This is a genomic window from Pseudomonas sp. RU47, from assembly GCF_004011755.1.
GTDB lineage: Bacteria > Pseudomonadota > Gammaproteobacteria > Pseudomonadales > Pseudomonadaceae > Aquipseudomonas.
Genome location: NZ_CP022411.1, coordinates 6,321,520 through 6,347,642, shown reverse-complemented (window position 1 = coordinate 6,347,642; position 26,123 = coordinate 6,321,520). Strand labels below are relative to the sequence as shown.

At 59.6% G+C, this 26,123-nt stretch carries 23 protein-coding genes; 18 read left to right on the top strand and 5 right to left on the bottom strand.

Features of this window, described 5'->3' with window-relative positions:
* Window positions 1-36: 36 nt before the first annotated feature.
* The gene (argA, locus tag CCX46_RS29140; protein WP_064389470.1) at window positions 37-1,335 is read left to right on the top strand and encodes an amino-acid N-acetyltransferase; all 1,299 of its coding nucleotides are present in this window, start codon (window positions 37-39) and stop codon (window positions 1,333-1,335) included.
* An 83-nt stretch (window positions 1,336-1,418) separates the two neighbouring features.
* Here argA and tauA read toward each other — a convergent pair whose 3' ends face one another.
* Window positions 1,419-2,408, bottom strand: coding sequence for a taurine ABC transporter substrate-binding protein (gene tauA, locus CCX46_RS29135; protein ID WP_127930166.1), 990 nt, complete (start codon window positions 2,406-2,408; stop codon window positions 1,419-1,421).
* Window positions 2,409-2,772: 364 nt separating this feature from the next.
* Between tauA and CCX46_RS29130 the strand changes: the two genes are divergently transcribed.
* The 8 genes from CCX46_RS29130 (at window position 2,773) to CCX46_RS29095 (ending at window position 10,038) form a co-directional block, all read left to right on the top strand.
* A complete protein-coding gene (locus CCX46_RS29130) occupies window positions 2,773-4,128 on the top strand; it encodes an OprD family porin (RefSeq protein WP_127930165.1) in 1,356 nt (451 codons plus the stop codon).
* A gap of 296 nt (window positions 4,129-4,424) precedes the next feature.
* Window positions 4,425-5,063 (top strand): peroxiredoxin, encoded by a 639-nt coding sequence (locus CCX46_RS29125; RefSeq protein ID WP_034151974.1) that lies wholly within the window; start codon window positions 4,425-4,427, stop codon window positions 5,061-5,063.
* A gap of 314 nt (window positions 5,064-5,377) precedes the next feature.
* Window positions 5,378-5,971 carry an NADPH-dependent FMN reductase gene (ssuE, locus tag CCX46_RS29120; protein WP_007913832.1) on the top strand — a complete coding sequence of 198 codons (594 nt, stop codon included), beginning with the start codon at window positions 5,378-5,380 and terminating at the stop codon, window positions 5,969-5,971.
* A 90-nt stretch (window positions 5,972-6,061) separates the two neighbouring features.
* Entirely contained in the window at window positions 6,062-7,027 is a 966-nt protein-coding gene (locus CCX46_RS29115) for a sulfonate ABC transporter substrate-binding protein (RefSeq protein WP_007913834.1), read from the top strand.
* 25 nt (window positions 7,028-7,052) lie between these two features.
* Window positions 7,053-8,201, top strand: coding sequence for an FMNH2-dependent alkanesulfonate monooxygenase (ssuD, locus tag CCX46_RS29110; RefSeq protein ID WP_018928626.1), 1,149 nt, complete (start codon window positions 7,053-7,055; stop codon window positions 8,199-8,201).
* Window positions 8,202-8,209: 8 nt separating this feature from the next.
* Window positions 8,210-8,992: an aliphatic sulfonate ABC transporter permease SsuC gene (ssuC, locus tag CCX46_RS29105; RefSeq protein ID WP_003229260.1), complete on the top strand. Its 783-nt coding sequence runs from the start codon at window positions 8,210-8,212 to the stop codon at window positions 8,990-8,992.
* On the top strand, window positions 8,989-9,795 hold the full coding sequence (gene ssuB, locus CCX46_RS29100; RefSeq protein ID WP_007913838.1) for an aliphatic sulfonates ABC transporter ATP-binding protein: 807 nt from the start codon (window positions 8,989-8,991) through the stop codon (window positions 9,793-9,795). Before ssuC ends, ssuB begins: the two co-directional genes overlap by 4 nt.
* Before the next feature lie 27 nt (window positions 9,796-9,822).
* Window positions 9,823-10,038: a TOBE domain-containing protein gene (locus CCX46_RS29095; RefSeq protein ID WP_003229256.1), complete on the top strand. Its 216-nt coding sequence runs from the start codon at window positions 9,823-9,825 to the stop codon at window positions 10,036-10,038.
* Between the two features lie 153 nt (window positions 10,039-10,191).
* Here CCX46_RS29095 and CCX46_RS29090 read toward each other — a convergent pair whose 3' ends face one another.
* Window positions 10,192-10,830, bottom strand: a complete 639-nt coding sequence (locus tag CCX46_RS29090) for a TetR/AcrR family transcriptional regulator (protein WP_102901388.1) — start codon at window positions 10,828-10,830, stop codon at window positions 10,192-10,194.
* A 226-nt stretch (window positions 10,831-11,056) separates the two neighbouring features.
* Window positions 11,057-12,433 carry a glutamine synthetase family protein gene (locus CCX46_RS29085; protein WP_007913842.1) on the bottom strand — a complete coding sequence of 459 codons (1,377 nt, stop codon included), beginning with the start codon at window positions 12,431-12,433 and terminating at the stop codon, window positions 11,057-11,059.
* Window positions 12,434-12,711: 278 nt separating this feature from the next.
* On the opposite strand from CCX46_RS29085, the gene CCX46_RS29080 reads away from it, so the two are divergent.
* The 8 genes from CCX46_RS29080 to CCX46_RS29045 all read left to right on the top strand — a co-directional run bounded on the left by CCX46_RS29080 (window position 12,712) and on the right by CCX46_RS29045 (window position 21,526).
* A complete protein-coding gene (locus tag CCX46_RS29080; RefSeq protein ID WP_127930164.1) occupies window positions 12,712-13,068 on the top strand; it encodes a glutamine amidotransferase in 357 nt (118 codons plus the stop codon).
* A 94-nt stretch (window positions 13,069-13,162) separates the two neighbouring features.
* Window positions 13,163-14,521: a glutamine synthetase family protein gene (locus CCX46_RS29075; protein WP_126367462.1), complete on the top strand. Its 1,359-nt coding sequence runs from the start codon at window positions 13,163-13,165 to the stop codon at window positions 14,519-14,521.
* Between the two features lie 56 nt (window positions 14,522-14,577).
* Window positions 14,578-15,942 carry an aspartate aminotransferase family protein gene (locus CCX46_RS29070; RefSeq protein ID WP_008085326.1) on the top strand — a complete coding sequence of 455 codons (1,365 nt, stop codon included), beginning with the start codon at window positions 14,578-14,580 and terminating at the stop codon, window positions 15,940-15,942.
* A 172-nt stretch (window positions 15,943-16,114) separates the two neighbouring features.
* Window positions 16,115-17,227 (top strand): polyamine ABC transporter substrate-binding protein, encoded by a 1,113-nt coding sequence (locus CCX46_RS29065; protein ID WP_127930163.1) that lies wholly within the window; start codon window positions 16,115-16,117, stop codon window positions 17,225-17,227.
* 188 nt (window positions 17,228-17,415) lie between these two features.
* Entirely contained in the window at window positions 17,416-18,513 is a 1,098-nt protein-coding gene (locus CCX46_RS29060; protein WP_127930162.1) for a polyamine ABC transporter substrate-binding protein, read from the top strand.
* 66 nt (window positions 18,514-18,579) lie between these two features.
* Window positions 18,580-19,722 (top strand): ABC transporter ATP-binding protein, encoded by a 1,143-nt coding sequence (locus CCX46_RS29055; RefSeq protein WP_007913856.1) that lies wholly within the window; start codon window positions 18,580-18,582, stop codon window positions 19,720-19,722.
* Between the two features lie 35 nt (window positions 19,723-19,757).
* A complete protein-coding gene (locus tag CCX46_RS29050; protein WP_174245145.1) occupies window positions 19,758-20,639 on the top strand; it encodes an ABC transporter permease subunit in 882 nt (293 codons plus the stop codon).
* Window positions 20,636-21,526, top strand: a complete 891-nt coding sequence (locus tag CCX46_RS29045; RefSeq protein ID WP_007913861.1) for an ABC transporter permease subunit — start codon at window positions 20,636-20,638, stop codon at window positions 21,524-21,526. Before CCX46_RS29050 ends, CCX46_RS29045 begins: the two co-directional genes overlap by 4 nt.
* Window positions 21,527-21,666: 140 nt before the next feature.
* Here CCX46_RS29045 and CCX46_RS29040 read toward each other — a convergent pair whose 3' ends face one another.
* Complete coding sequence (locus tag CCX46_RS29040) at window positions 21,667-22,308, bottom strand: HD domain-containing protein (protein ID WP_127930161.1); 642 nt, start codon at window positions 22,306-22,308, stop codon at window positions 21,667-21,669.
* 226 nt (window positions 22,309-22,534) lie between these two features.
* Between CCX46_RS29040 and CCX46_RS29035 the strand changes: the two genes are divergently transcribed.
* Window positions 22,535-23,500 carry a GlxA family transcriptional regulator gene (locus tag CCX46_RS29035; protein WP_127930160.1) on the top strand — a complete coding sequence of 322 codons (966 nt, stop codon included), beginning with the start codon at window positions 22,535-22,537 and terminating at the stop codon, window positions 23,498-23,500.
* A 192-nt stretch (window positions 23,501-23,692) separates the two neighbouring features.
* Here the strand turns inward: CCX46_RS29035 and CCX46_RS29030 are convergent, their stop codons facing one another.
* Entirely contained in the window at window positions 23,693-26,104 is a 2,412-nt protein-coding gene (locus CCX46_RS29030) for a penicillin acylase family protein (protein ID WP_127930159.1), read from the bottom strand.
* Window positions 26,105-26,123 lie beyond the last annotated feature (19 nt).

Sequence of the window (26,123 nt, the reverse complement as noted above, 5' to 3'; positions counted from 1 at the left end):
CCTTTTTAGGCTGCTATTTATTACAGGCCCAGGTTCATGCCCGAATACGTCAATTGGCTTCGCCACGCGTCTCCTTACATCAATGCCCACCGCGACTGCACCTTCGTCGTCATGCTGCCCGGCGACGGCGTTGAGCATCCGAATTTCGGCAACATCGTTCACGACATCGTCCTGCTGCACAGCCTCGGCGTGCGCCTGGTGCTGGTGCACGGCTCGCGCCCGCAAATCGAAACCCGCCTCGCTGCCCGCGGCCTGACCCCGCATTACCACCACGGCATGCGCATCACCGATGCCGCGACCCTGGAATGTGTAATCGATGCGGTCGGCCAATTGCGCATCGCCATCGAAGCGCGTTTGTCGATGGACATGGCTTCGTCGCCGATGCAGGGTTCGCGTTTGCGCGTGGCCAGCGGCAACCTCGTCACGGCGCGGCCGATCGGCGTGCTCGAGGGCGTCGACTATCACCACACCGGCGAAGTGCGCCGTGTCGACCGCAAGGGCATCAACCGTCTGCTCGATGAGCGCTCGATCGTTCTGCTGTCGCCGCTGGGCTACTCGCCAACCGGTGAAATCTTCAACCTGGCGTGCGAAGACGTTGCCACCCGCGCCGCCATCGACCTGGGTGCCGACAAGCTTTTGCTGTTCGGCGCCGACCTCGGCCTGATCGACGAGAACGGCAAACTGGTTCGCGAACTGCGTCCGCAACAAGTGCCGGCACATTTGCAGCGTCTGGGCAGCAACTATCAGGCGGAACTGCTCGATGCCGCCGCCGAAGCTTGCCGTGGCGGTGTGGCGCGCAGCCATATCGTCAGTTACGCCGAAGACGGCGCGCTGCTGACCGAGCTGTTTACCCGTGACGGTGGCGGTACGCTGGTGGCGCAGGAGCAATTCGAACTGGTGCGCGAGGCGGCGATTGAAGACGTCGGCGGTTTGCTCGACCTGATCAGTCCGCTGGAAGAGCAGGGGATTCTGGTGCGTCGTTCGCGCGAAGTGCTGGAACGCGAGATCGAACAGTTCAGCGTGGTTGAGCGTGAAGGCATGATCATCGCCTGTGCGGCGCTGTATCAGATTGCCGATTCCGATGCCGGTGAGCTGGCGTGCCTGGCGGTGAACCCGGAGTACCGCCATGGCGGTCGCGGTGATGAACTGTTGGAGCGCATCGAGACCCGAGCGCGGGCGCAGGGTTTGAAGACCTTGTTCGTCCTCACCACGCGCACCGCGCACTGGTTCCGCGAGCGTGGGTTCGAGCCGAGCAGCGTCGAGCGTCTGCCGGCGGCGCGGGCGTCGCTGTACAACTATCAGCGTAATTCGAAGATCTTCGAAAAGACTCTGTAACCGAGGCGTTCCATTCGCGAGCAGGCTCGCTCCCACATTTGTTCAATGAACCCATGTGGGAGCGAGCCTGCTCGCGAAGCTTTTTACTGGGTGATGAATTTCGCGCTGACATACGGCGAATAATCCGGCAGCACCGTTTCAACCTTGCCTTGCTCCTTCAAAAACTTCGCCGTCTCGCCAATCGCCTTCGCCGTGCCGCCCTCCAGCAGCGCCGTGGTTTGCTGCGCCTTGGCATCCGGGAACGCTGAACCCGCGAGCAATTCCGGCACGTCGACGGCGTTGGCACCGGTCAGTTTGGCGATTTTCTGTACCGGCACCGAGTCGGCCGTCCAGCTGTCTTTATGCGCCGCGTAATCGGCGAATGAGTCCAGCGTAACCTTGGCGAACTTCGCGACAACCTCTGGATGCTTCTCGGCAAAATCTTTGCGCGCCACCCAGACTTCAAAGGTCGGCGCGCCCCACTGACCGACCTGTGCTGCATCGGTCAGGGTCTTGCCGGTCTTGCGGATTTCCCCCAGCGCCGGCGACCAGACAAACGCGCCATCGATATCGCCACGCTTCCACGCCGCTGCGATCTCTGCCGGTTGCAGGTTCACCACTTTGACTTTCGAGCTATCCAGCCCCCAGTGCTTGAGTGCGCCGAGCAGGCTGTAGTGAGAGGTGGACACAAAAGGAGTGGCGATGGTTTTGCCGACCAGATCCTGCGGAGTATTGATTCCGCTGCCATTACGCACCACCAGTGCTTCGGCGGCATTGATCTGCGCTGAAACGATGAACGCCACAATCGGCAGATTGCGTGAAGCGGCGGCGGCCAACGGGCTGGAACCGAGGTTGCCGATCTGCACGTCGCCCGAAGCAATGGCTGTCACAACTTCCGGGCCGCTGTTGAAACGGCGCCAGTCGATTTTTTCGCCGATGGTCTTCTCGTAGACGCCGTCAGCCTGGGGGACTTTGCTCGGGTCGATACCGGTTTGATAACCCACGGTGAGGTTGGCGGCATGGGCCGAAAAAGAAATCAGTGCTGACACACAAACTGTAACAAATTGACTAGATAGTGCGCGTTTGGCCATCATGGCGTCGCCTTTTCGATAGGGTTTGACGATTTGGGGTTACGCCAAAGCTAATCGATATAAAAAAAGGCTAACAAATACCATTTAGGAATGAGCTTAGTCGCCGATACGCTGTTTCCCGGCGGAGGTGGCAAGATACTGGCCATATTCCGAAATGATATGAAAAAGAATGAATAAATTCTTTTTGGGTTTATCAGGAAATCTTTACTCTGCACGGACCAAATCACTGCGATTAGACCTTGGTCGTAGACATACAAGGTTACGATTGACTTGTCAGTCACGGTCTGGCGCTAATCGCGCATCTTAGGACCCGGGGCATCAGACCCAGGGCCAGGAACACAAGAATTAGAAACGAGAGGAGCTTTACATGAACAAGTCCACCTTGGCCCTGGCTGTGGCCGTAGGGGTTATGGCGCAGCAGGCAGGCGCCGCCGGTTTCATCGAAGACAGCAAAGCTACTTTGGGGCTGCGTAACTTCTACATCAACACTGACAACCGTAGCGGCACAAACGAACCAAGCCGCAACGAAGAGTGGGGCCAAGGCTTCGATCTGCGTTTCATTTCCGGCTATACCCAAGGCACCGTTGGTTTTGGTATCGACGCCATCGGCCTGCTGGGCGTACGTCTGGATTCGGGCGGCGGCACCAACGGTAACGTTACCGCTGCTGGCAAACCTGGTCCTGCTTACGGCGGCACTGTTTTCCCAAGCGAATCCAATGGCCAAGCGGTCGATAACTTCTCAAGCCTGGGCCTGACTGCCAAAGCCAAGATCTCCCAGACTGAGCTGAAGCTGGGTACTCTGCAGCCGAAGAACCCGGTTATCGTGACCAACGACGGTCGTCTGCTGCCACAGACCTGGCAGGGTGGCCAGATCACTTCCGGCGAGATCAAGGACCTGACCCTGGTCGGTGGTCAGATCGAGCACGCCAAAGGCCGTAACTCCAGCAACAATGAACAGCTGTCTATCAACGGCGCGGCACCGCGTACCGTTAACAGCAACAAGTTCATCTACGCTGGTGGTGACTACAAAATCACCAAAGACCTGACTGCGCAGTACTACTACGGCAACCTGGAAGATTTCTACAAGCAACACTTCCTGGGTCTGGTTCACAACTGGGCAATTGGCCCGGGCGTGCTGAAGTCTGACTTCCGTTACTTCAACAGCTCCGACGACGGTGCCAACGGCAACACCCCTGCTTACTTCAGCAGCGGTAACTATTCCGGTGTTGCCAGCGGTCGCGGTAAAGTCGACAACAACCTGTACAGTGGCCTGTTCCTGTACACCGTTGCTGGTCACACCTTCGGTGGCGGCTACCAGGTTTCCAACGGCAGCAGCGACTTCCCTTGGCTGAACCAGGGTGACGGCTCGTCGAACTACACCATCACCGACATGCAGATTCAGAAGTTCGGCCGTGCCGGCGAACGTACCTGGCAAGCTCGCTACTCGTATGACTTCGCCAAAGTCGGCGTACCAGGCCTGACCGCTGGTATGGTTTACCTGCGTGGCGACAACATCGACACCGTTACTTCCGGCGGTCGTGAAAACGGTAATGGCGACTCCGAGTGGGAACGTGACCTGACTATCGGTTACGTGGTACCGGAAGGCCCGCTGAAAAACGTTGGCTTCATGTGGAAAAACGCTACCTGGCGTACCAACATCGCTGGCGTTCGCGACCAGGACGAAAACCGCCTGATCCTCAGCTACTCGATCCCGCTGCTGTAATAGCGCGTCTCGATTCGTTGATGTAAAAAAAACCCCGTCCGGCATCGCGCCGGACGGGGCTTTTGCGTTTTCAAGTCAGGCCCACCCCCGTAAGCCCTCCCCGAATTTCCCTCTTTACAGCAACTCAAGGCCTTCTCGAACCTTGCGACCGATATTCGTCGGGATGCCGTCGAGCGTCCAGTGAACAGATGTTTAATATTCACTAATGATCTAGATATCTCATTATTTATTCTTTTTCACGATCGCAAAACCCGGGCTACAGTTGAGGTCTCGAACAACTCATCAGGAGCAGCACCATGAGCCTCAGACTCGGCGACATCGCCCCCGATTTCGAACAGGATTCCAGCGCCGGCAAGATTCGTTTTCACGAATGGCTGGGCGATAGCTGGGGCGTGCTGTTCTCCCACCCGGCGGACTTTACCCCGGTGTGCACCACTGAGCTGGGCTTCACCGCCAAGCTCAAGGATGAGTTCAGCAAACGCGGGGTCAAAGCCATCGCGCTGTCGGTCGACCCGGTGGACTCGCACCACAAGTGGATCGAAGACATCAACGAGACCCAGAACACTGTCGTCAACTTCCCGATCCTGGCTGATGCTGATCGCAAGGTCTCCGATCTCTATGATCTGATCCACCCGAACGCCAACGACACGCTGACCGTGCGTTCGCTGTTCGTGATCGACCCGAACAAGAAGATTCGTCTGACCATCACGTATCCGGCGAGCACCGGGCGTAATTTCCACGAGATTCTGCGTGTGATCGATTCGCTGCAGCTCACCGACAACTACAAGGTGGCTACACCGGCCAACTGGCAGGACGGTGAAGAGGTGGTGATCGTACCGTCGCTCAAGGATGAAGACGAAATCAAAAAGCGCTTTCCGAAGGGCTATCGCGCGGTGAAACCGTACCTGCGCCTGACGCCACAGCCGAATAAGTGAGATTTGCGGTGTAGTCACCACCCTTTCGCGAGCAGGCTCGCTCCCACATTTGAAACGCGATTCCCTGTGGGAGCGAGCCTGCTCGCGAAGGCGTCAGTCCGGGCAGCACAGAATTCAGAACCACTAAGCAGGGGATTTCAGGCCGTTTCGACGGCCTTTTTTTTCGCCCGCAGTTTGTTGAAATGTATATCTCCAAAATGCATAACCAAATGAATAAATATGATTTATGGATATATAAATCAGCTGTTAAGGTCTCCTCATCGAAGCGAGATCGCAACCCGCGAATCGCCTGTAACGCTTAAGGAATTGTCTCGATGCTGGTCGTCTCACTCGGTGGCAGTCCCAGCCTGCGCTCCCGTTCCGGGGTGCTGCTGGAACGCTCGCAACGCTGGTTGCAGGCGCAAGGGGTGGAAGTGGTGAGTTATCAGGTGCGGGACTTCCCGGCCGAGGATTTGCTTCACGCCCGCTTCGACAGCCCGAAGGTGCTCGACCTGCTGCAACAGATCGAAAACGCCGACGGCCTGCTGATCGCCACGCCGGTGTACAAGGCCTCATTCTCCGGCGCCCTGAAAACCCTGCTGGATCTGCTGCCCGAGCGCGCCCTGAATCACAAGATTGTCTTGCCGATGGCCACTGGCGGCAGCATCGCCCACATGCTGGTGGTCGATTACGCGCTCAAGCCGGTGCTGTCGGCATTGAAAGCCCAGGAAATGCTCCAGGGGATTTTCGCCGAGGACAGCCAGATCGCTTACGGCGAAGGCAGTGCCGCAGCACAACTGGCACCGGCGCTGGAGCAGCGACTGCATGAAGCGCTGGATCAGTTTGTCGGCGCCATGGCCCGCCGGCCGAAACCGCTGGAACCGGGCCTGTTGAACGAACGTTTGTTGAGTGCTCGCTGGAGCATTTAAGCCACACCCGCATTTGATGTAACTCACCTTACTTCGCCGCTAACGGTCAAGCAGGTGCAGCCAAAACCCAACAGCAAAAAGGAGAGCGCTATGCGCACTGTATTTTTGCGTCGTGGTCTGGTCGCTCTGTTTGCTGCGGCTGTCACCTTCGGCGCCATCACTCAAGCTCAAGCCGAGACCCTTCGGATCGGTTATCAGAAATACGGCACGCTGGTGCTGCTCAAAGCCAAGGGCACTTTGGAAAAACGTCTGGCCGCTCAAGGCGTCGACGTGCAATGGACTGAGTTCCCCGGTGGCCCGCAACTGCTGGAAGGCCTGAACGTCGGCTCGATCGACTTCGGTGTCACCGGCGAAACTCCGCCAGTCTTCGCCCAGGCTGCCGGCGCCGATCTGCTCTACGTCGCCTATGAACCACCTGCGCCGAACAGCGAAGCGATCCTCGTGCCGAAAGACTCGCCGATCAAATCGGTGGCCGATCTGAAGGGCAAGAAAGTCGCCCTGAACAAAGGCTCCAACGTTCACTACCTGCTGGTGCGTGCGCTGGAAGACGCCGGCCTCAAATACAGCGACATTCAAACCGTATTCCTGCCGCCGGCCGATGCTCGCGCTGCGTTCGAACGTGGCAGCGTCGACGCCTGGGTCATCTGGGATCCGTACCAGGCTGCCGCCGAGAAACAGCTGCAAGCGCACACCCTGCGCGACGGCAAAGGCATCGTCGACAACCACCAGTTCTATCTCGCGACCAAGCCTTACGCACAGAAAAATCCCGAGGTGATCAAGACGCTCGTGGAAGAAGTGCGCGCCGTTGGCGAGTGGTCGAAAGCCAACCCTGAAGACGTGACCCAACAGGTTGCACCACTGCTCGGCCTGCCGGCGGACATCACCCTGACCTCGGTGAAACGCCAGGGCTACGGCGCGCTGTTCCTGACTCCGGAAGTGGTCGCCGCGCAGCAGAAAATCGCTGACACGTTCTTCCAGCTCAAGCTGATTCCCAAGCCGCTGAGCATCAAGGATGTGATCTGGACACCACCGGCCGCTGTGGCTAAAGCGCAGTAATTCGAATCCCCAAGGAGACCACTCCATGAGCCTCAATATCTTCTGGTTCCTGCCTACCCACGGCGACGGCCATTACCTTGGCACCGCCGAAGGCGCTCGCGCCGTCGACCACGGTTATCTGCAACAGGTCGCGCAAGCGGCGGATCGTCTGGGCTTCGGCGGTGTGCTGATCCCCACCGGCCGCTCTTGCGAAGACTCGTGGTTGGTGGCGGCGTCGCTGATCCCGGTGACCCAGCGTCTGAAGTTCCTCGTTGCCCTGCGCCCCGGGATCATTTCCCCGACGGTGGCAGCGCGGCAGGCAGCCACGCTGGATCGTCTGTCCGGCGGCCGTGCGTTGTTCAATCTGGTGACCGGTGGCGACCCGGAAGAATTGGCTGGCGACGGTCTGTTCCTCAGCCACGAAGAACGCTATCAAGCCTCGGTGGAGTTCACCCGCATCTGGCGTCGTGTGCTGGAAGGCGAAACCGTTGATTACGACGGTCAGCACATCAGCGTGAAGGGCGCGAAGTTGCTCTATCCGCCGATCCAGCAACCGCGTCCGCCGCTGTACTTCGGTGGTTCCTCGGAAGCGGCGCAAGATCTGGCTGCCGAACAAGTGGAAATGGTCCTGACCTGGGGCGAGCCGCCCGCAGCAGTCGCCGAGAAGATTGCACAGGTTCGCGCCAAAGCCGCCAAGCTCGGCCGCACCGTGCGCTTCGGCATTCGTCTGCACGTGATCGTCCGCGAAACCAACGCTGAAGCGTGGCAAGCGGCGGATCGTTTGATCTCGCACCTGGACGACGACACCATCGCTCGCGCCCAGGCTTCGCTGGCGCGTTTCGATTCGGTCGGTCAACAACGCATGGCTGCGCTGCATGGCGGTAGCCGCGACAACCTCGAAGTCAGCCCGAACCTCTGGGCCGGTGTCGGTCTGGTGCGCGGCGGTGCCGGTACGGCGCTGGTCGGTGATGGGCCGACCGTCGCGGCACGGGTGAAGGAATACGCGGATCTGGGCATCGACACCTTTATCTTCTCCGGTTATCCACACCTCGAAGAGTCGTATCGCGTCGCCGAATTGCTGTTCCCGCACCTCGATATCGAGCGCCCGGAACTGCCGAAAAGCGCCGGTTACGTCAGCCCGTTCGGCGAGATGGTCGCCAACGACATTCTTCCCAAAGCCGCGTCGCAGAGCTGAGGCGCGCCATGAAGAAAATCATCCACAGCCTCGCGCCCTGGGCGTTGCCGGTATTGCTGCTGGCGGTGTGGCAGTTGTCGGTGTCGGCGGGTTGGTTGTCGACACGGATTCTGCCGGCACCGGTGGCGGTGATCGAAGCCGGCGTGAGCCTGGTGCGCAGCGGCGAAATCTGGACGCACCTGGCCATCAGCGGCTGGCGCGCGGCGCTCGGTTTCACCATCGGCGGCAGCATCGGGCTGGTCTTGGGTTTCATCACCGGCCTGTCGAAGTGGGGCGAACGCCTGCTCGACAGCTCGGTGCAGATGATCCGCAACGTGCCGCACCTGGCGCTGATTCCGCTGGTGATCCTGTGGTTCGGCATCGACGAGTCGGCGAAGATCTTTCTGGTGGCGCTAGGTACGTTGTTCCCGATTTACCTGAATACCTATCACGGCATCCGCAACGTCGACCCGGCGCTGGTGGAGATGGCGCGCAGTTATGGCCTCTCCGGTTTCAGCTTGTTCTGGCAGGTGATTCTGCCGGGTGCACTGCCTTCGATTCTGGTCGGTGTGCGCTTCGCCCTGGGCTTTATGTGGCTGACGCTGATCGTCGCCGAAACCATTTCCGCCAGCTCAGGCATCGGCTATCTGGCGATGAACGCCCGGGAGTTTTTGCAGACCGACGTGGTGGTGCTGGCGATCCTGCTTTACGCGGTGCTGGGCAAACTCGCCGACCTCGCCGCCCGTGGACTTGAACGTGTGTGGCTGCGCTGGCATCCGGCGTATCAGGTTGCCAAAGGAGGTGCGGCATGACCGCTCAACAACCTCCACGCTTGCTGCGCGGGATTCCGCTGGCGGTGCGCAATCTGCAGAAAACCTTCGGCGCGCGGCAGGTGCTGCGTGACATCGATCTGCACATTCCGGCGGGGCAGTTTGTCGCCGTGGTCGGGCGCAGTGGTTGCGGCAAAAGTACCTTGCTGCGTTTGCTCGCCGGCCTCGATCAACCGACTGGCGGCGACTTGCTGGCCGGTTCTGCGCCGCTCAGCGATGCGCGGGAAGACACCCGACTGATGTTCCAGGAAGCACGTCTGCTGCCGTGGAAGAAGATCATCGACAACGTTGGTCTCGGCCTCAAAGGCAACTGGCGCCCGAAGGCTCTCGAAGCACTGGACGCGGTGGGTCTGGCGGATCGCGCCAATGAATGGCCGGCAGCGTTGTCTGGCGGACAGAAGCAGCGCGTCGCGCTGGCTCGGGCGCTGATCCATCAACCGCGCCTGCTGTTGCTCGACGAACCACTCGGTGCGCTGGACGCGCTGACCCGCATTGAAATGCAGCAACTGATCGAACGTCTCTGGCAGCAACACGGTTTCACCGTGCTGCTGGTGACCCACGACGTCAGTGAAGCGGTGGCGATTGCCGACCGGGTGATTCTGATCGAGGACGGCGAAGTCGGCCTCGATCTGCATGTCGAACTGCCGCGCCCACGAGTGCGTGGTTCGCACCGACTGGCAGCGCTGGAAACCGAAGTGCTTAACCGTGTTCTCTCCCTGCCCGGCGAACCGCCGGCGCCGGAACCTGTTTCACCACTGCCTACGCAACTGCGTTGGGCTCAATAACTCAAGCAAACGACAGGAATCATTGCCATGACTATCAAAGCCATCAACGTCCGTAACCAGTTCAAAGGCTCGATCAAGGAAATCGTCCTTGGTGACGTGCTGTCGGAAATCGACGTGCAGACCGCTTCGGGCATCGTCACTTCGGTGATCACCACCCGCTCGGTAAAGGAGCTGGAACTGGTGGTCGGCAGCGAAGTGATCGCCTTTGTGAAATCCACCGAGGTGTCGATCGCCAAGTTGTAAGCCGGTGAGTAAAAAACAACCCCGGAGGGCGTGAGCCCTGCGGGGTTTTTTGTGCCTGATCTGAAAACTGCGGTGCGGCCTTCGCGAGCAGGCTCGCTCCCACAGGGGATCGCATTCCAGATGTGGGAGCGAGCCTGCTCGCGAAGAGGTCAGTCAGATCACTAGAGATCTTTTGGGTAGATACGGCGGTAGATACAGGCCGATATAAGCATCAAACACGCGCATCCCTTCCTCGGCCATGCGCGGCGTAATCTGCCCATGCTGCTGCACCGAACGCGCATAAACCCGGTCGCCCAATTCCATCGCCAGGGCGAACACATCGACATCTTCCGGCAGCCTCGGCAATTCGAAGTGATGATCGAACAGCTTGTGCATCAGATCGCCCAGTTCTATGTCGTGCTGACGGTCAGCCTGAGTCACTTCGGTCAAACCGTGTTGCGCGAGGATCAACTGCCGCGCCGCCGCGTCTTCGTCGTAGATCTCCAGCATCCGTTGTTCGACCAGTCGCGACAGATCACGCCAGTCTCGCAGTGCTTCGTGATCGATGGGCGCCTGAAGGCAGGCACGAAATGCGGCGTGCACATCCGCCGTCAGCGCTTCAAGCAATGCCGGGACGCTGGCGAAAAAGTGGTACACGGAAGAGGGCGGGATCTGCGCGCGTTCGGCGACGCTATAAATCGACAGACTCGCCACACCCTCGGCCGCCAGCAATGTGCGCGCGGCGTCGAGTATCGAATCGATGCGCGCCTGACTGCGGGCACGGGGTTTGCGGACGGGGGCGGGTCGCGTCATGGAAGTCTCCTGCGGGGCAGCGGGCATTGTACGAGCCGGCTTGTGTGTTGTCTTGTCGGCCGCTTCGCGAGCAGGCTCGCTCCCACATTTGATCTCCAGTGAACTTGAGCATTTGTACACACAGCCCCCTGTAGGAGCGAGCCTGCTCGCGAACCGCCGCAGGCGGCCATAAAAAAACGCCGTTGGCTGAATCAGCCAACGGCGTTTTTCCTGAAGCTACAACCGCTTAAACGGTATGCAGATACCAGTTGTACTCAAGGTCGGAGATGGAGTGTTCGAACTCCTCCAGCTCGCTTTCCTTGCAGGCGACGAAGATATCGATGTACTTCGGATCGATGTACTTGGCCATCACCTCGCTGTCGTCCAGCTCACGCAGGGCATCGCGCAAGTTGTTCGGCAGGCTTTGCTCGTTCTGCTCGTAGCTGTTGCCTTCGACTGGCGCGCCCGGCTCGATCTTGTTGGTCAGACCGTGGTGCACGCCGGCCAGTACCGAAGCCATCAGCAGGTACGGGTTGGCGTCGGCACCGGCCACGCGATGTTCGATACGCACGGCATCGGACGAGCCGGTCGGTACGCGAATCGCCACGGTGCGGTTGTCCAGGCCCCAGCACGGCGAGTTCGGCACGTAGAACTGTGCGCCGAAACGACGGTAGGAGTTGACGTTCGGGCAGAGGAAAGCCATCTGCGCGGGCAGGGTCTCGAGCACACCGCCGATCGCGTGACGCAGCGCGGCGTTCTGCTCGGGATCCTCGCTGGCAAAAATGTTTTTGCCTTCTTTATCCAGAATCGAAATGTGTACGTGCAGACCATTACCTGCCTGGCCCGGGTACGGCTTGGCCATGAAGGTGGTGTCCATTTCATGGTCGTAGGCGATGTTCTTGATCAGACGCTTGAGCAGTACCGCGTAATCGCATGCCTTGATCGGGTCAGCGACGTGGTGCAGGTTCACTTCGAACTGCGCCGGGGCACTTTCCTTGACGATGGCGTCGGCCGGGATGCCTTGCTCTTTGGCACCTTCCAGAATGTCCTGGAGGCAGTCGACGTATTCGTCGAGGTCGTCGATCAGGTAGACCTGCGTCGAGTGCGGACGTTTGCCGGAGATCGGCGAGCGTGGCGGCTGTGGACGGCCGTTCACGTTTTCCTGGTCGATCAGGTAGAACTCGAGTTCGAATGCGGCGCAGATGGTCAGGCCCAGCTCGTCAAACTTTGCAACAACTTGACGGAGCACTTCGCGCGGATCGGCGAAGAATGGGTCACCCTCGAGTTCGTGCATGGTCATCAACAGTTGCGCGGTCGGGCGCTTCTGCCATGGCTCGTTGCACAGCGTATCGGGGATTGGATAGCAGATACGATCGGCGTCGCCGATGTCCAGGCCCAGGCCGGTGCTTTCCACCGTCGAACCATTGATATCCAGAGCAAATAGAGAGGCCGGCAGGTTGATGCCTTTCTCGTAAACCTTGTGGAGGCTGGTGCGTTCAATGCGCTTGCCGCGCACCACACCATTCATATCCGCAATCAGAAGGTCAACGTACAGAACCTCAGGATGTTCCTTAAGGAACGCGTTCGCTTCGTTAAGCTGAACGGCACGCGGGGGTACCGACATGATGCAACACCTTTGTTGTTAAAAATATCAATCATTGATCTTTTCTGGTTTCAGTCAACCCGAACGGCCTGCCGAAGTCAAGCGAGGCCTTTTTTGCCCTAAAAAAGCGCTGCAAGGGCATTTATGGGGCACTTTGGGGCGGTTTTTAGTCCTTGTGACGCTGGGCACCCGCGGGCTTGAGCAGGCCGTGTTGTATTTTTTACGGGGGTGTTGTGTAAAAAAATGAACAAGGCTAAGCTCCGATCAAACCCATAACAGCAATAATACCGGGGTGCTTCATGTCTCGCCTGCCGTTAATCGGCATCACCGACTGCTCGCAACAGTACGGTCTGCATGCTCATCACATCAGTGGCGACCAATCCGTCCGTAGCGCAGCCAGCATGGCTGACAAGTTGCCGACGATGTTCCCGTCCATGGCCGTTCAAGCGCCAGCGTCCGATATTCTGGACGTACGGGAAAGCATCCTGTTTATGGCGTCTCCTTCCACTATAGATCGCTTTCATTTCCAAAGCCTGTGCCGCTACCCCAGCCGTGCTCATGATTCTGCACACCTTGAGTGTGCACAGGAAATGCAACGCCAGCGTAAAGGGCAGGTAAGCTCTTCTTTCATTGTCTATGCGCGGTGCCAGGCGTAAGCCGGCACTGCGCGAGCAAGCCCCCTTTAACGCGACGCCCATAGCGTCAAACTTTGCCTGACATCATGTCAGGAGACTCAGCCCAGAGGCATTTATGAGTACCAACCTCGACCAGCTCACCGATTGGTTGAAAGACCACAAGATCACAGAAGTCGAATGCATGATCGCCGACTTGACCGGTATCACCCGGGGCAAGATTTCGCCGACCAACAAGTTCATTGCCGAAAAAGGCATGCGTCTGCCAGAAAGCGTGCTGTTGCAGACCGTGACCGGCGACTACGTCGAAGACGACATCTATTACGAACTGCTCGACCCGGCCGACATCGACATGATCTGCCGCCCCGACCAGAACGCCGTGTACATGGTGCCGTGGGCCATCGAGCCGACCGCGCAGGTGATCCACGACACCTACGACAAGCAAGGCAACCCGATCGAGCTGTCGCCGCGCAACGTCCTCAAAAAGGTCCTCAAACTCTATGCCGACAAAGGCTGGCAGCCGATCGTGGCGCCGGAAATGGAGTTCTACCTGACCAAGCGCAGCGACGACCCGGACTATCCGTTGCAGCCGCCGATTGGTCGCTCGGGCCGTCCGGAAATCGGTCGTCAGTCGTTCTCCATTGAAGCGGCGAACGAATTCGACCCGCTGTTCGAAGACGTCTACGACTGGTGCGAACTGCAGGAACTGGACCTCGACACGCTGATCCACGAAGACGGCACGGCGCAGATGGAAATCAACTTCCGTCACGGCGACGCACTGTCGCTGGCCGACCAGATTCTGGTGTTCAAGCGCACCATGCGCGAAGCCGCACTCAAGCACGACGTGGCCGCGACCTTTATGGCCAAGCCGATGACCGGTGAGCCGGGCAGTGCGATGCACTTGCACCAGAGCATCATCGACATCGAGACCGGCAAAAACGTCTTCTCTAATGAAGACGGGACCATGAGCCAGTTGTTCCTGCACCACATCGGTGGTTTGCAGAAGCTGATTCCTGAGCTGTTGCCGTTGTTCGCGCCGAACGTCAACTCGTTCCGCCGCTTCCTGCCGGACACCTCGGCACCGGTCAACGTCGAGTGGGGCGAAGAAAACCGCACCGTCGGCCTGCGCGTACCGGATGCCGGCCCGCAGAACCGTCGCGTCGAGAACCGCCTGCCGGGCGCCGACGCCAACCCGTATCTGGCGATCGCCGCGAGCCTGCTCTGCGGTTACATCGGCATGGTCGAAGGCCTCAACCCGAGCGCGCCGGTGGTGGGCCGTGGTTATGAGCGCCGCAACCTGCGCCTGCCGCTGACCATCGAAGACGCGCTGGAACGTATGGAAAACAGCGCGACCATCGAGAAGTACCTGGGCAAAACCTTCATCACTGGCTACGTCGCGGTAAAACGGGCCGAGCATGAAAACTTCAAGCGCGTGATCAGTTCCTGGGAGCGTGAGTACCTGCTCTTCGCCGTCTGATACGCCGGGCGCGGCCCTCACCGGCTGCGTCTTCACCGATAACAAGGAGAATTGGCATGACCAGCAACAACCCGCAAACCCGCGAGTGGCAAGCACTCAGCAATGATCACCACCTGGCCCCGTTCAGCGACTTCAAGCAGCTGAAAGAGAAAGGCCCGCGGATCATCACCAACGCCAAGGGCGTTTACCTGTGGGACAGCGAAGGCAACAAGATTCTCGACGGCATGGCCGGTCTGTGGTGCGTGGCCATCGGTTATGGTCGCGATGAGCTGGCCGACGCAGCCGCCAAACAGATGCGCGAACTGCCGTACTACAACCTGTTCTTCCAGACCGCGCACCCGCCGGCGCTGGAACTGGCCAAGTCGATTGCCGACGTGGCGCCGGAAGGTATGAACCACGTGTTCTTCACCGGTTCCGGCTCCGAAGGCAACGACACCATGCTGCGCATGGTCCGCCACTACTGGGCGATCAAAGGCCAGCCAAACAAGAAAGTCATCATCAGCCGCAAGAACGGTTATCACGGTTCGACCGTGGCCGGCGCGAGCCTCGGTGGTATGACTTACATGCACGAACAAGGCGACTTGCCGATCCCGGGCATCGTCCACATCGCGCAACCGTACTGGTTCGCCGAAGGCGGCGACATGTCGCCGGAAGAGTTCGGTATCTGGGCGGCCAATCAGCTGGAAGAGAAGATTCTCGAAGTCGGCGTCGACAACGTCGGTGCCTTTATTGCCGAGCCGATCCAGGGCGCCGGCGGCGTGATCATTCCGCCCGACAGCTACTGGCCGCGCATCAAGGAAATCCTCGCCAAGTACGACATCCTGTTCGTCGCCGACGAAGTGATCTGCGGTTTCGGCCGTACCGGTGAGTGGTTCGGCAGTGATTTCTACGATCTCAAGCCGGACATGATGACCATCGCCAAAGGCCTGACCTCCGGCTACATCCCGATGGGTGGCCTGATTGTTCGCGACACCGTGGTGGCGGTGCTCAACGAAGGTGGCGATTTCAACCACGGCTTCACCTACTCCGGTCACCCGGTGGCGGCGGCGGTGGGTCTGGAAAACATCCGCATCCTGCGCGATGAAAAAATTATCGAGAACGCGCACAACGAAACGGCACCGTATTTGCAGAAACGTCTGCGGGAACTGAACGATCACCCGTTGGTGGGTGAAGTTCGCGGAGTCGGTCTGTTGGGCGCGATCGAGCTGGTGCAGGACAAGGCCACTCGCAAGCGTTACGAAGGCAAGGGCGTCGGCATGATCTGCCGCCAGTTCTGCTTCGACAACGGCCTGATCATGCGCGCTGTGGGCGACACCATGATCATCGCGCCGCCGCTGGTGATCAGCAAAGCCGAGATCGATGAGCTGGTGACAAAGGCACGTAAATGCCTGGACCTGACCCTCAGTGCGTTGCAGGGCTAAGTGCTAGGCTTTGAGCGGGGGAGCCGTGGCGCTCGCGCTCAAAGCTGTCAGAAAGGCTGGTCTTTTCTTGAAAGACCGCCTCGGATCTTGCCAGACTAGCCGCGGTTCCAGTTGTCCGGGTTCGGCCGCTGAACAAAGTGGTTCAAAAAAGAAAAATTTGGAGCATTAACGCATGAAGGCATTAGGCAAAAAGCTCGCTGGCAAGACTCTGCTCGCCATGTCCCTGATGGGAATCATGGCGACTGCGGCTCAGGCGGACGACAAGGTGTTGCACGTCTACAACTGGTCCGACTACATCGCCCCGGACACCGTGGCCAACTTTGAAAAAGCCACCGGGATCAAAGTCGTCTACGACGTCTTCGACAGCAACGAAACCCTGGAAGCCAAGCTGCTGGCCGGCAAGTCCGGTTACGACATCGTGGTGCCTTCCAATAACTTCCTCGCCAAGCAGATCAAGGCCGGTGTTTACCAGGAGCTGGACAAGTCCAAGCTGCCAAACTGGAAGAACCTCGACGAAGACCTGCTCAAGGCTGTTGGCGATGCCAGCGACCAAGGCAACAAGCACGCGTTCCCGTACATGTGGGGCTCGATCGGCATCGGCTACAACCCGGCCAAGGTCAAGGCGGCGCTGGGCATCGACAAGATCGATTCCTGGGACGTGGTGTTCAAGCCTGAAAACATCGAGAAGCTCAAAAGCTGCGGCGTAAGCTTCCTCGACGCACCGACCGAAATGATTCCGGCGGCGTTGCACTATCTGGGCAAGCCGACCAACAGCAAGGACAAGGCTGACCTGAAAGCCGCCGAAGACCTGTTCCTGAAAATTCGTCCTTCGGTTGCCTACTTCCATTCCTCCAAGTACATCTCCGACCTGGCCAACGGCAACATCTGCGTCGCCGTCGGTTACTCGGGTGACCTGGAACAATCCAAGACCCGCGCCCAGGAAGCCGGTGACAAGGTCAAGCTGGCCTACACCATTCCAAAAGAAGGTGCTGGCACGTTCTACGACATGGTCGCCATTCCCAAGGATGCCGAAAACGTCGAAGCCGCCTACAAGTTCATGAACTACCTGCTTGAGCCGCAAGTGATGGCCGGCATCACCAACGCCGTGCGTTTCCCGAACGGCAACAAGGCTGCCACGCCACTGGTGGACAAGGACATCACCAGCGATCCGAGCATCTACCCGTCGGCTGAAGTGAAGAAGCAGCTCTACGCGATCAGCGATCTGGACGCAGCGACCCTGCGCCTGATCACTCGCAGCTGGACCAAGATCAAATCCGGTAAATAAGCCGGTTTGACGCAACAACCGCTGGCCGTCATGCCCCGCGCGGGCGGCCAGCGGATCAATTAAATGACAGGAAGTTTTGCAGGAACGGTTTTTCGAGGGTAAGTTGCGCGCCGGTTTTGTTGCCGGGCAGCCACGGCTGTCATGCAGCGCGGGGCAACTTGGGCCCAACTAATTTAGAGGACCTCCACTTGCCTATTTTTTCTTCTTTGCGCAAAGCCCTGCTGGCCACTGCCGGCCTGACGATTGCTGTCGGAGCCCAGGCCGCCGGTACGGTGCATATTTATAACTGGTCGGATTACATCGGTGAGACCACCCTGGCCGATTTCCAGAAAGCCACCGGGATAAAACCGGTCTACGACGTCTTCGATTCCAACGAAACCCTGGAAGGCAAGTTGCTGGCCGGGCGTACCGGTTACGACGTGGTCGTGCCGTCGAACCACTTCCTTGGCAAGCAGATCAAGGCGGGCGCGTTCCAGAAGCTCGACCGCTCGCAGCTGCCGAATTATTCCAATCTCGACCCGGCGCTGCTCAAGCGTCTGGAGCAGAACGATCCGGGCAACCTGTACGCCGTGCCGTACCTGTGGGGCACCAACGGCATCGGTTACAACGTCGATAAAGTGAAGGCCGTGCTGGGTGTCGACAAGATCGATTCGTGGGGCGTTTTGTTCGAGCCTGAGAACATCAAGAAGCTGCAAAGCTGCGGCGTGGCATTCCTCGATTCGGCGGATGAAATGATGCCGACCGTGCTCAACTATCTGGGCCTGAATGCCAACAGCACCAATCCGAAGGACTACGAAAAAGCCACCGACAAATTGCTCGCGGTGCGTCCTTACGTGACCTACTTCCACTCCTCGAAATACATCGGTGATCTGGCCAACGGCGACATCTGTGTGGCCATCGGTTTCTCCGGCGATATCTTCCAGGCGAAGAACCGTGCAGCCGAAGCCAAGAAGGGCGTGAACATCGCCTACACGGTGCCGAAAGAGGGTGGCGCATTGTGGTTCGACATGCTGGCAATCCCCAAGGATTCGTCGAACGTGAAGCAGGCCCATGCCTTCATCAACTATCTGCTGAAACCTGAGGTGATCGCTCAGGTCAGTGATTACGTCGGTTACGCCAACCCCAATCCGGGGGCGGACAAGTTGATGGAACAATCCATCCGTACCGATGCGTCGGTGTATCCGCCGCAGGCCGTTATCGACAAGGCTTATGTGTCGATCGAGTTGCCACCGAACATTCAGCGTCTGATGACCCGCAGCTGGACCAAGGTCAAGTCGGGGATGTAAGGCACACACTATCCTGGGTTCGCCTTGCGGGGCGAACTGCATTGTTTTTTTCTGGGAGTTTCGTAAATGGCAGTTGCCTCCGGCGCCTATAAGAAAGCCCTCGAGGGCGACCAGACACCGAAACAGGTGCTGGTCAAAATCGACCGGGTCACGAAGAAGTTCGACGAGACGATTGCCGTGGACGATGTGTCCCTGGAAATCAAGAAAGGCGAAATCTTCGCCCTGCTCGGCGGTTCGGGATCGGGCAAATCCACTCTGCTGCGGATGCTGGCAGGGTTCGAACGGCCCACGGAGGGGCGCATTTTCCTCGACGGCGTCGACATCACCGACATGCCGCCGTACGAACGTCCGATCAACATGATGTTCCAGTCGTACGCCTTGTTCCCGCACATGACCGTGGCGCAGAACATCGCCTTCGGCCTCAAGCAGGACAAGATCCCGGCGGCTGAAGTCGATGCCCGCGTAGCCGAGATGCTCAAGCTGGTGCAGATGAGCCAGTACGCCAAACGCAAGCCGCATCAACTGTCGGGCGGTCAGCGTCAGCGCGTGGCGCTGGCTCGTTCGCTGGCCAAGCGGCCGAAGCTGCTGCTGCTCGATGAGCCGATGGGCGCACTGGACAAGAAACTGCGTTCGCAGATGCAGCTGGAACTGGTGGAAATCATCGAGCGCGTCGGCGTGACCTGCGTAATGGTGACCCACGACCAGGAAGAGGCCATGACCATGGCCGAGCGCATCGCGATCATGCACCTGGGCTGGATCGCCCAGATCGGCAGCCCGATCGACATCTACGAAACCCCGACCAGCCGTCTGGTCTGCGAATTCATCGGCAACGTCAACATCTTCGAAGGCGAAGTGATCGATGACGCTGAAGGCCACGCGACCATCACCTGCAAGGACCTCGACCGGCAGATCTATGTCGGCCACGGCATCAGCACTTCGGTACAGGACAAATCGGTCACGTACGCGATTCGTCCGGAGAAGCTGCTGGTCACCGCCGACCAACCGACCTGCGAATACAACTGGTCGAGCGGCAAGGTCCACGACATCGCCTACCTCGGCGGGCACTCGGTGTTCTACGTTGAGTTGCCGAGCGGCAAACTGGTGCAGTCGTTCGTGGCCAACGCCGAACGTCGCGGCGCGCGTCCGACCTGGGGCGATCAGGTTTACGTGTGGTGGGAAGATGACAGCGGCGTGGTACTCCGCTCATGAACATGCGCAAATTCAAACGCCGCATCAACCGAATAATCCCCAATGGCCGGCAGTTGGTCATCGGGGTCCCGTTCATCTGGCTGTTTCTGTTTTTCATGTTGCCGTTCTTCATCGTCCTGAAGATCAGCTTCGCCGAAGCCGACGTGGCGATCCCGCCGTATACCGAGATCTACACGTACGCCGAGCAGAAGCTGCAACTGCTGCTGAACTTGGGCAACTACGCGATGCTGGCGGGCGACGAGTTGTACATCGCCGCTTACCTCGGCTCGCTGAAGATGGCGCTGATCAGCACCATCCTCTGTCTGGTGATCGGCTACCCGATGGCCTACGCCATCGCCACCGCCCGTAAAGAGCTGCAAACGGTGCTGGTGCTGCTGATCATGATGCCGACGTGGACGGCGATCCTGATCCGCGTTTACGCGTGGATGGGCATTCTCAGCAACAACGGTTTGCTCAACGGGTTCCTGATGAGCATGGGCTTTATCGACGAGCCTTTGCAGATCCTCAACACCAACCTGGCGGTGTACATCGGCGTCGTTTACTCGTATCTGCCGTTCATGATCCTGCCGTTGTACGCCAACCTGGTGAAGCACGATCACAGTCTGCTGGAAGCGGCATCCGACCTCGGTTCGAGCACCTTCAACAGCTTCTGGAAAATCACCATTCCGCTGTCCAAGAACGGCATCATTGCCGGCTGCATGCTGGTATTCATCCCGGTGGTCGGCGAGTTCGTGATCCCGGAACTGCTTGGCGGTCCGGAAACCCTGATGATCGGTAAAGTGCTCTGGCAAGAGTTCTTCAACAACCGTGACTGGCCGGTGGCATCCGCGCTGGCAGTGGTGATGCTGGCGATCCTGATTGTGCCGATCATTCTGTTCAACCGCAGTCAGGCCAAAGAAATGGAGGGCAAAGAATGAAGCGCATCCGTTTCTCCAGCCTGATGCTGGTCATCGGTCTGTTGTTCATCTACCTGCCGATGCTGATCCTGGTGATCTACTCGTTCAACGCCTCGAAACTGGTGACGGTGTGGGGCGGCTGGTCGATCAAGTGGTACGTCGGCCTGCTCGACAACACCCAACTGATGGGCTCGGTGCTGCGCTCGCTGGAAATCGCCTGCTACACCGCAGTTGCCGCGGTGGCGCTGGGGACGCTGGCGGCGTTCGTGCTGACGCGCATCACCCGCTTCAAGGGCCGTACGCTGTTCGGCGGTCTGGTGACGGCGCCGTTGGTGATGCCGGAAGTGATCACCGGTCTGTCGCTGTTGCTGCTGTTCGTGGCCATGGCGCAGATGATCGGCTGGCCGCAGGAGCGTGGCATCGTCACCATCTGGATCGCCCACACCACGTTCTGTGCGGCGTATGTGGCGGTGGTGGTGTCGGCGCGCCTGCGTGAGCTGGACCTGTCGATCGAAGAAGCGGCGATGGACCTCGGTGCTCGGCCGTGGAAGGTGTTCTTCCTGATCACCATTCCGATGATCGCGCCATCGCTGGCGGCGGGCGGCATGATGTCGTTCGCGCTGTCGCTGGATGACCTGGTACTGGCGAGCTTCGTCTCGGGTCCTGGTTCGACGACCTTGCCGATGGAAGTGTTCTCGGCAGTGCGTCTGGGTGTGAAGCCTGAGATCAACGCCGTGGCGAGCCTGATTCTGCTGGCCGTGTCGATCGTGACCTTCATGGTCTGGTTCTTCAGCCGCCGTGCCGAAGAAGCGCGCAAGAAAGCCATCCAGCAAGCCATCGAAGAAAGCGCAGCCGATTCGTGGAAGCAGCCGGACGTGCGTCGGGCGCCAAGCCCGGAAGCCGCGTAAGCGCTAATGGGTTGGCCTCATTCTCGAGGCCAACCCAATTCAAACTGTAGGAGTGAGCCTGCTCGCGATAGCGGAGTGTCAGTCAGGAAATTTCCAACTGACAGGACGCCATCGCGAGCAGGCTCACTCCTACATGGGTTTTATGCAGTCCAGGGAGAGTTGCGGATGACTTCGACAAAGTTCATCGGCTTGAACCCCGGCTGCTGATCCTTCAGCACATCGGTCTTCACATTGCCAAACGTGGTCTGCGGACGATGGCGCAAGCCATCGGCGAACGCGCAGATGATGCATTCCTTGAAACCCTCTCCACGCGGGTGCGCATGCACCACTGCCTCGCGCTGCACCGTGCTGAACGTCGCGTAATCCATGCCCAGCACATCCATTTCCACACCAGCCGTTACCAGCGCCACCGTTGGGCGCAGATGCTTGGGCACGCCCGGTGTGGTGTGCAAGGCAATCGACAGCCACACCTGTTCGATATCGTCATCGCTCAACCCGTACGGTTTGAGAAACGCTGCCGCCGCATTCGCGCCATCCACTTCGAAACGTTCATCTGCGCTGCGATGACCTTCGACCAGGCCGAGGTCATGGAACATCGCGCCGACGTAGAGCAACTCCGGATCGTAGGCCAGTTGCTGACGCTCACCGCTCAAGGCGCCGAACAAAAAGACCCGGCGCGAGTGGTGGTAGAGCAGATCGGATTCGATGTCGCGGATGTACTCGGTGGTGGCCCGGGCGAGGGTGCTGTCGGGAATTTTGATGCCGGCAATGGTCGTGCTCATGGCAGGTTTCCTCACTGAAACGCCGTTGTGGCGCTGATGAGGAAAGTCTGTTCCCGGCGCTGAAAGCGAACAATCGATCCATGGCTGCGATCCTTGCCATTCGACGCGCAAATCGTGCCAAGCTAAAAAGATCGCAGCCTGCGGCAGCTCCTACAGAAGCCCGCATTCCCCTGTAGGAGCTGTCGCAGGCTGCGATCTTTTGCTCTTAAAGGGGGAATCCACAGCCATGAACAAAACCGTCGCCATCGTCGTGTTTCCCGGCGTGCAATCGCTGGACGTCAGCGGCCCGATGGATGTGTTCGCCGAGGCCAATCGCTTCCTGCTGCCCGAGGATCACTATCGGCTCGAAGTGATCGGCGTCGAACACGGCCCGATGGCCTGTTCCAATGGTTTGAACCTGAATGCCCATCGGTATTTCAGCGAAGCGCTGGATGCCTACGACCTGCTGCTGGTCGCCGGTGGGCCGCAACTGCCGTTCATGGATTTTGGCGCGACGTTCGACGAGTGGCTGCGCGAGGCGTGTGCTCGGGCGCAGCGCTTCGGTTCGATCTGCAATGGCGCGTTCATGCTGGCGCGCGCCGGAATGCTGGAAGGGCGCACCGTCACCACGCACTGGAACGATGCCGAGGCGTTGGCCCGGTTGTGCCCGACCACACAGGTCGAGGCGGATCGTCTGTACGTCGAGGACGGCACGCTCTACACCTCGGCTGGGGTGACGGCGGGGATTGATCTGTCGCTGTACCTGCTGGCGCGTGATCACGGTGCAGAAGTGGCGCTGAGCGTGGCTAAACGCTTGGTGGTGTTCACCCAGCGTTCCGGTGGGCAGTCACAGTTCAGTCCGTTCCTCACGCCGCATGCGGAACCTACGTCGGCGGTGGCGATGGTGCAGTTGTATGTGCTGGCCAATCTGACTGGTGATCTGACGATTGCCGATCTGGCCAATGCGGCGAACATGAGTGCGCGCAATTTCTCGCTGGTGTTCGCCCGGGAAGCCAAAGTCACCCCGGCGGAGTTTGTCGAGCGGGCGCGGGTGGATGCGGCGCGGGTGATGCTGGAAAGCACGGCGGCGCCGTTGAAGACGGTGGCGTATCAGTGCGGGTTTCGTGACGCGCAACATATGCGCGGGGTGTTTAACCGGCGGTTGGGGGTGACACCGCAGCAGTTTCGGCTGAATTTTGCGGTGTTGCTTTAACCCTCACCCCAGCCCTCTCCCAGAGGGAGAGGGGGCCGATTGGGGGATATTAGCGAGATACGCCGACGTGATGTTGCTGTACCGAATCCATAATCGACTCGATCTCTCTGGTCGGTGCATAGCGAAAGACACCTCGGTCAGTCCCCTCTCCCCCCGGGAGAGGGCTAGGGAGAGGGCTAGGGTGAGGGGCTTTTAAGGCGCTGTCCGCGCCGGCAACAGCTTCAACGTACTGCGCGTATTCGCCGTCACCTCTTCGTCGTTGAAATGCGCCTGCACATACATCCCGTCGACATACGCCTCAGCCTGATCGTCATAGTGACTGTCAAACGGCACACCACTCTGCCCGACCGGGTTGATCGTCAAGCCATGCGCCGGATCAGCAAAATCCACCAGGCGCCGCGTCGACGGCCCGTAAGTCACCGGCCACGGCGCCGGGCCGATCTTCGCCGACAGATTGTTCGGCACTTCATGACTGCCCGGCGCCGCAAACGGCCCGACATTGAAAATCCGCTCCAGCGGCTTCTGCTGTCCCAACGGATGGCCGTGAGTCAGCGTGTGCGCCGCGCCCCATTTCCACTCGGCAGAGTTATCGCCCAGGGTCAGCTTCAAGTGCTGCATGCTCGCCTGCCACGCCGCGCGCACGACATCGGCGCGGGTCTCCTTGTTCGGCGTGCTGCGGTTGTCCCACCACGGCGAATCGGCATTCGCCGCCAGTTTCGGCAACGCCGCATCGATCACTCGCGTCGACAGCAATGTCTCGAAGAAATCATTGCCCAACTCATCACGCATCGCCGCATCGGCCAAGTCATACAAGAACTGGTTGAACACCGTTGCACTGACTGAATCCAGCGGATAGTCGCCCGGCCATTGCGCCAGTTGCTCGACCAGTTTTAGCTGTGCCGGATCGCTCACTACCTCACGCAGCACCGGCAGCAACGGCGCGAGCAAGCGCGGGCCATAACCGGTCGCTGTGCCCAATTGCAGTTTCTGATTGGCCTCGTTGGTCCACTTCACGCTCTTGTCGCTGAGCTGGCGATTGAGCTGCTGCCCACGGTCGGCAAGGTTGTAGTAACCGGGAATCTCCATGCCGGTCGGCGACAGCGGCTGGAAGTTGGCCGAGACAATGTAGCCGCGCGCCGGGTTCTCTTCCTGCGGGTTGGCGCTGAACGGGTAGAAACCCTCCTTGTCGGCCTGATTGCTGCTGCCGTCGAGAATGAATTCCGGCCGCACCCCGGCCGGGCGCTTGGGCAGCAATGCCGAGGCCCACCAGGCGATATCACCCTTGGCGTTGGCGTAAACCAGGTTCAGCCCCGGCGCCTGCACTTTCGCGGCAGCGGCGCGGGCCTTGGCCAACGTGTCGGCGCGGTTGAGCTGGTAAAAGCCTTCGAGGATCGGGTTCGGCGTTTCAAGGAACGCCCACCACATGGCGATCGGCGTCTTGCCGGCAGCAGTGCCGAGCGCATCGTTGACGATCGGGCCGTGGGGCGATTGGCGCAGGGTCAGGGTGACGGGCGACTGGCCCTTCACGTTGATCTGCTGTTGGGTGACAACCATGTCGGTCCACTGGCCGCGATACCAGACCTGATTGGGGTTATCCGGGTTGACCTTCTCGGCGATCAGGTCCAGATCGTCGTTCTGGAACATGGTCAGGCTCCAGCCGAAATCGAGGTTGTGGCCGAGGAAGGCGAAAGGCACTAGCGCCTGATGATGGCCGTACAACTCGAAGCCCGGCGCCGACAATTGCGCTTCGTACCACACCGACGGTACCGAGAAACGAATGTGCGGATCACCCGCCAGCAGCGGCTTGCCGCTCTGGCTGCGACTGCCGGCAATCACCCAGGCGTTGCTGCCTTCGAACTGCGGCAGGCCATTATCGATCAGCGCCTGTTCGCTGAGGCGGGCGAGGGCGTTGAGGTCTTTCCAGTCGCCAGCGGCAAGTGCCGGCGCTTGCTTGGCGTGACCGTTGACCAGCACCCCTTTGGGCTGCCAGTCGAGGTCGAAAACCTTGAGATAATCGGCGCCGAGCTGATCGCGCACGTAGGTCAGCAGCGGTTCGGTGCGAAACGCCGCCGCAAAGCTATAGGCCATGTAGCCGGCGACGCTGATGCTGTCTTCTGCTGTGAACGGCCGTTTGGGGATGCCCAGCACGTCAAACTCGATCGGTGCAGCGTGGCTGTCCTGATATTGGTTGATGCCATCCAGGTAGGCTTGCAGGCCTTTCCACGCCGGCGACTGTTTATCGAGACTGGCGACGTAACTGGCGGCGCGCTCACGGATGCGCAGGCTGCGAAACAGTTTGTCGGTGTCGAGCAGTTTCGGCCCGAGCACTTCGGCCAGTTCGCCACGGGCGAGGCGACGCATGGCTTCCATCTGGAACAGGCGATCCTGGGCATGCACATAGCCAAGGGCACGGTAGAGGTCGGTTTCGTTCTCGGCGCGAATGTGCGGTACACCGCGTTCGTCGTAGCGCACGGTGACTGAGCCTTGCAGGTTGCGCAGTTCGACCTGGCCCTGGCGCGTCGGTTGTTTGCTGTAGACATACCAGCCGACGCCGGCGAGCAGAACAACGATGAGCAAGCCAAGTACGGTGAACACGCGCTTCATGGTGACTCCTTGTGCATAC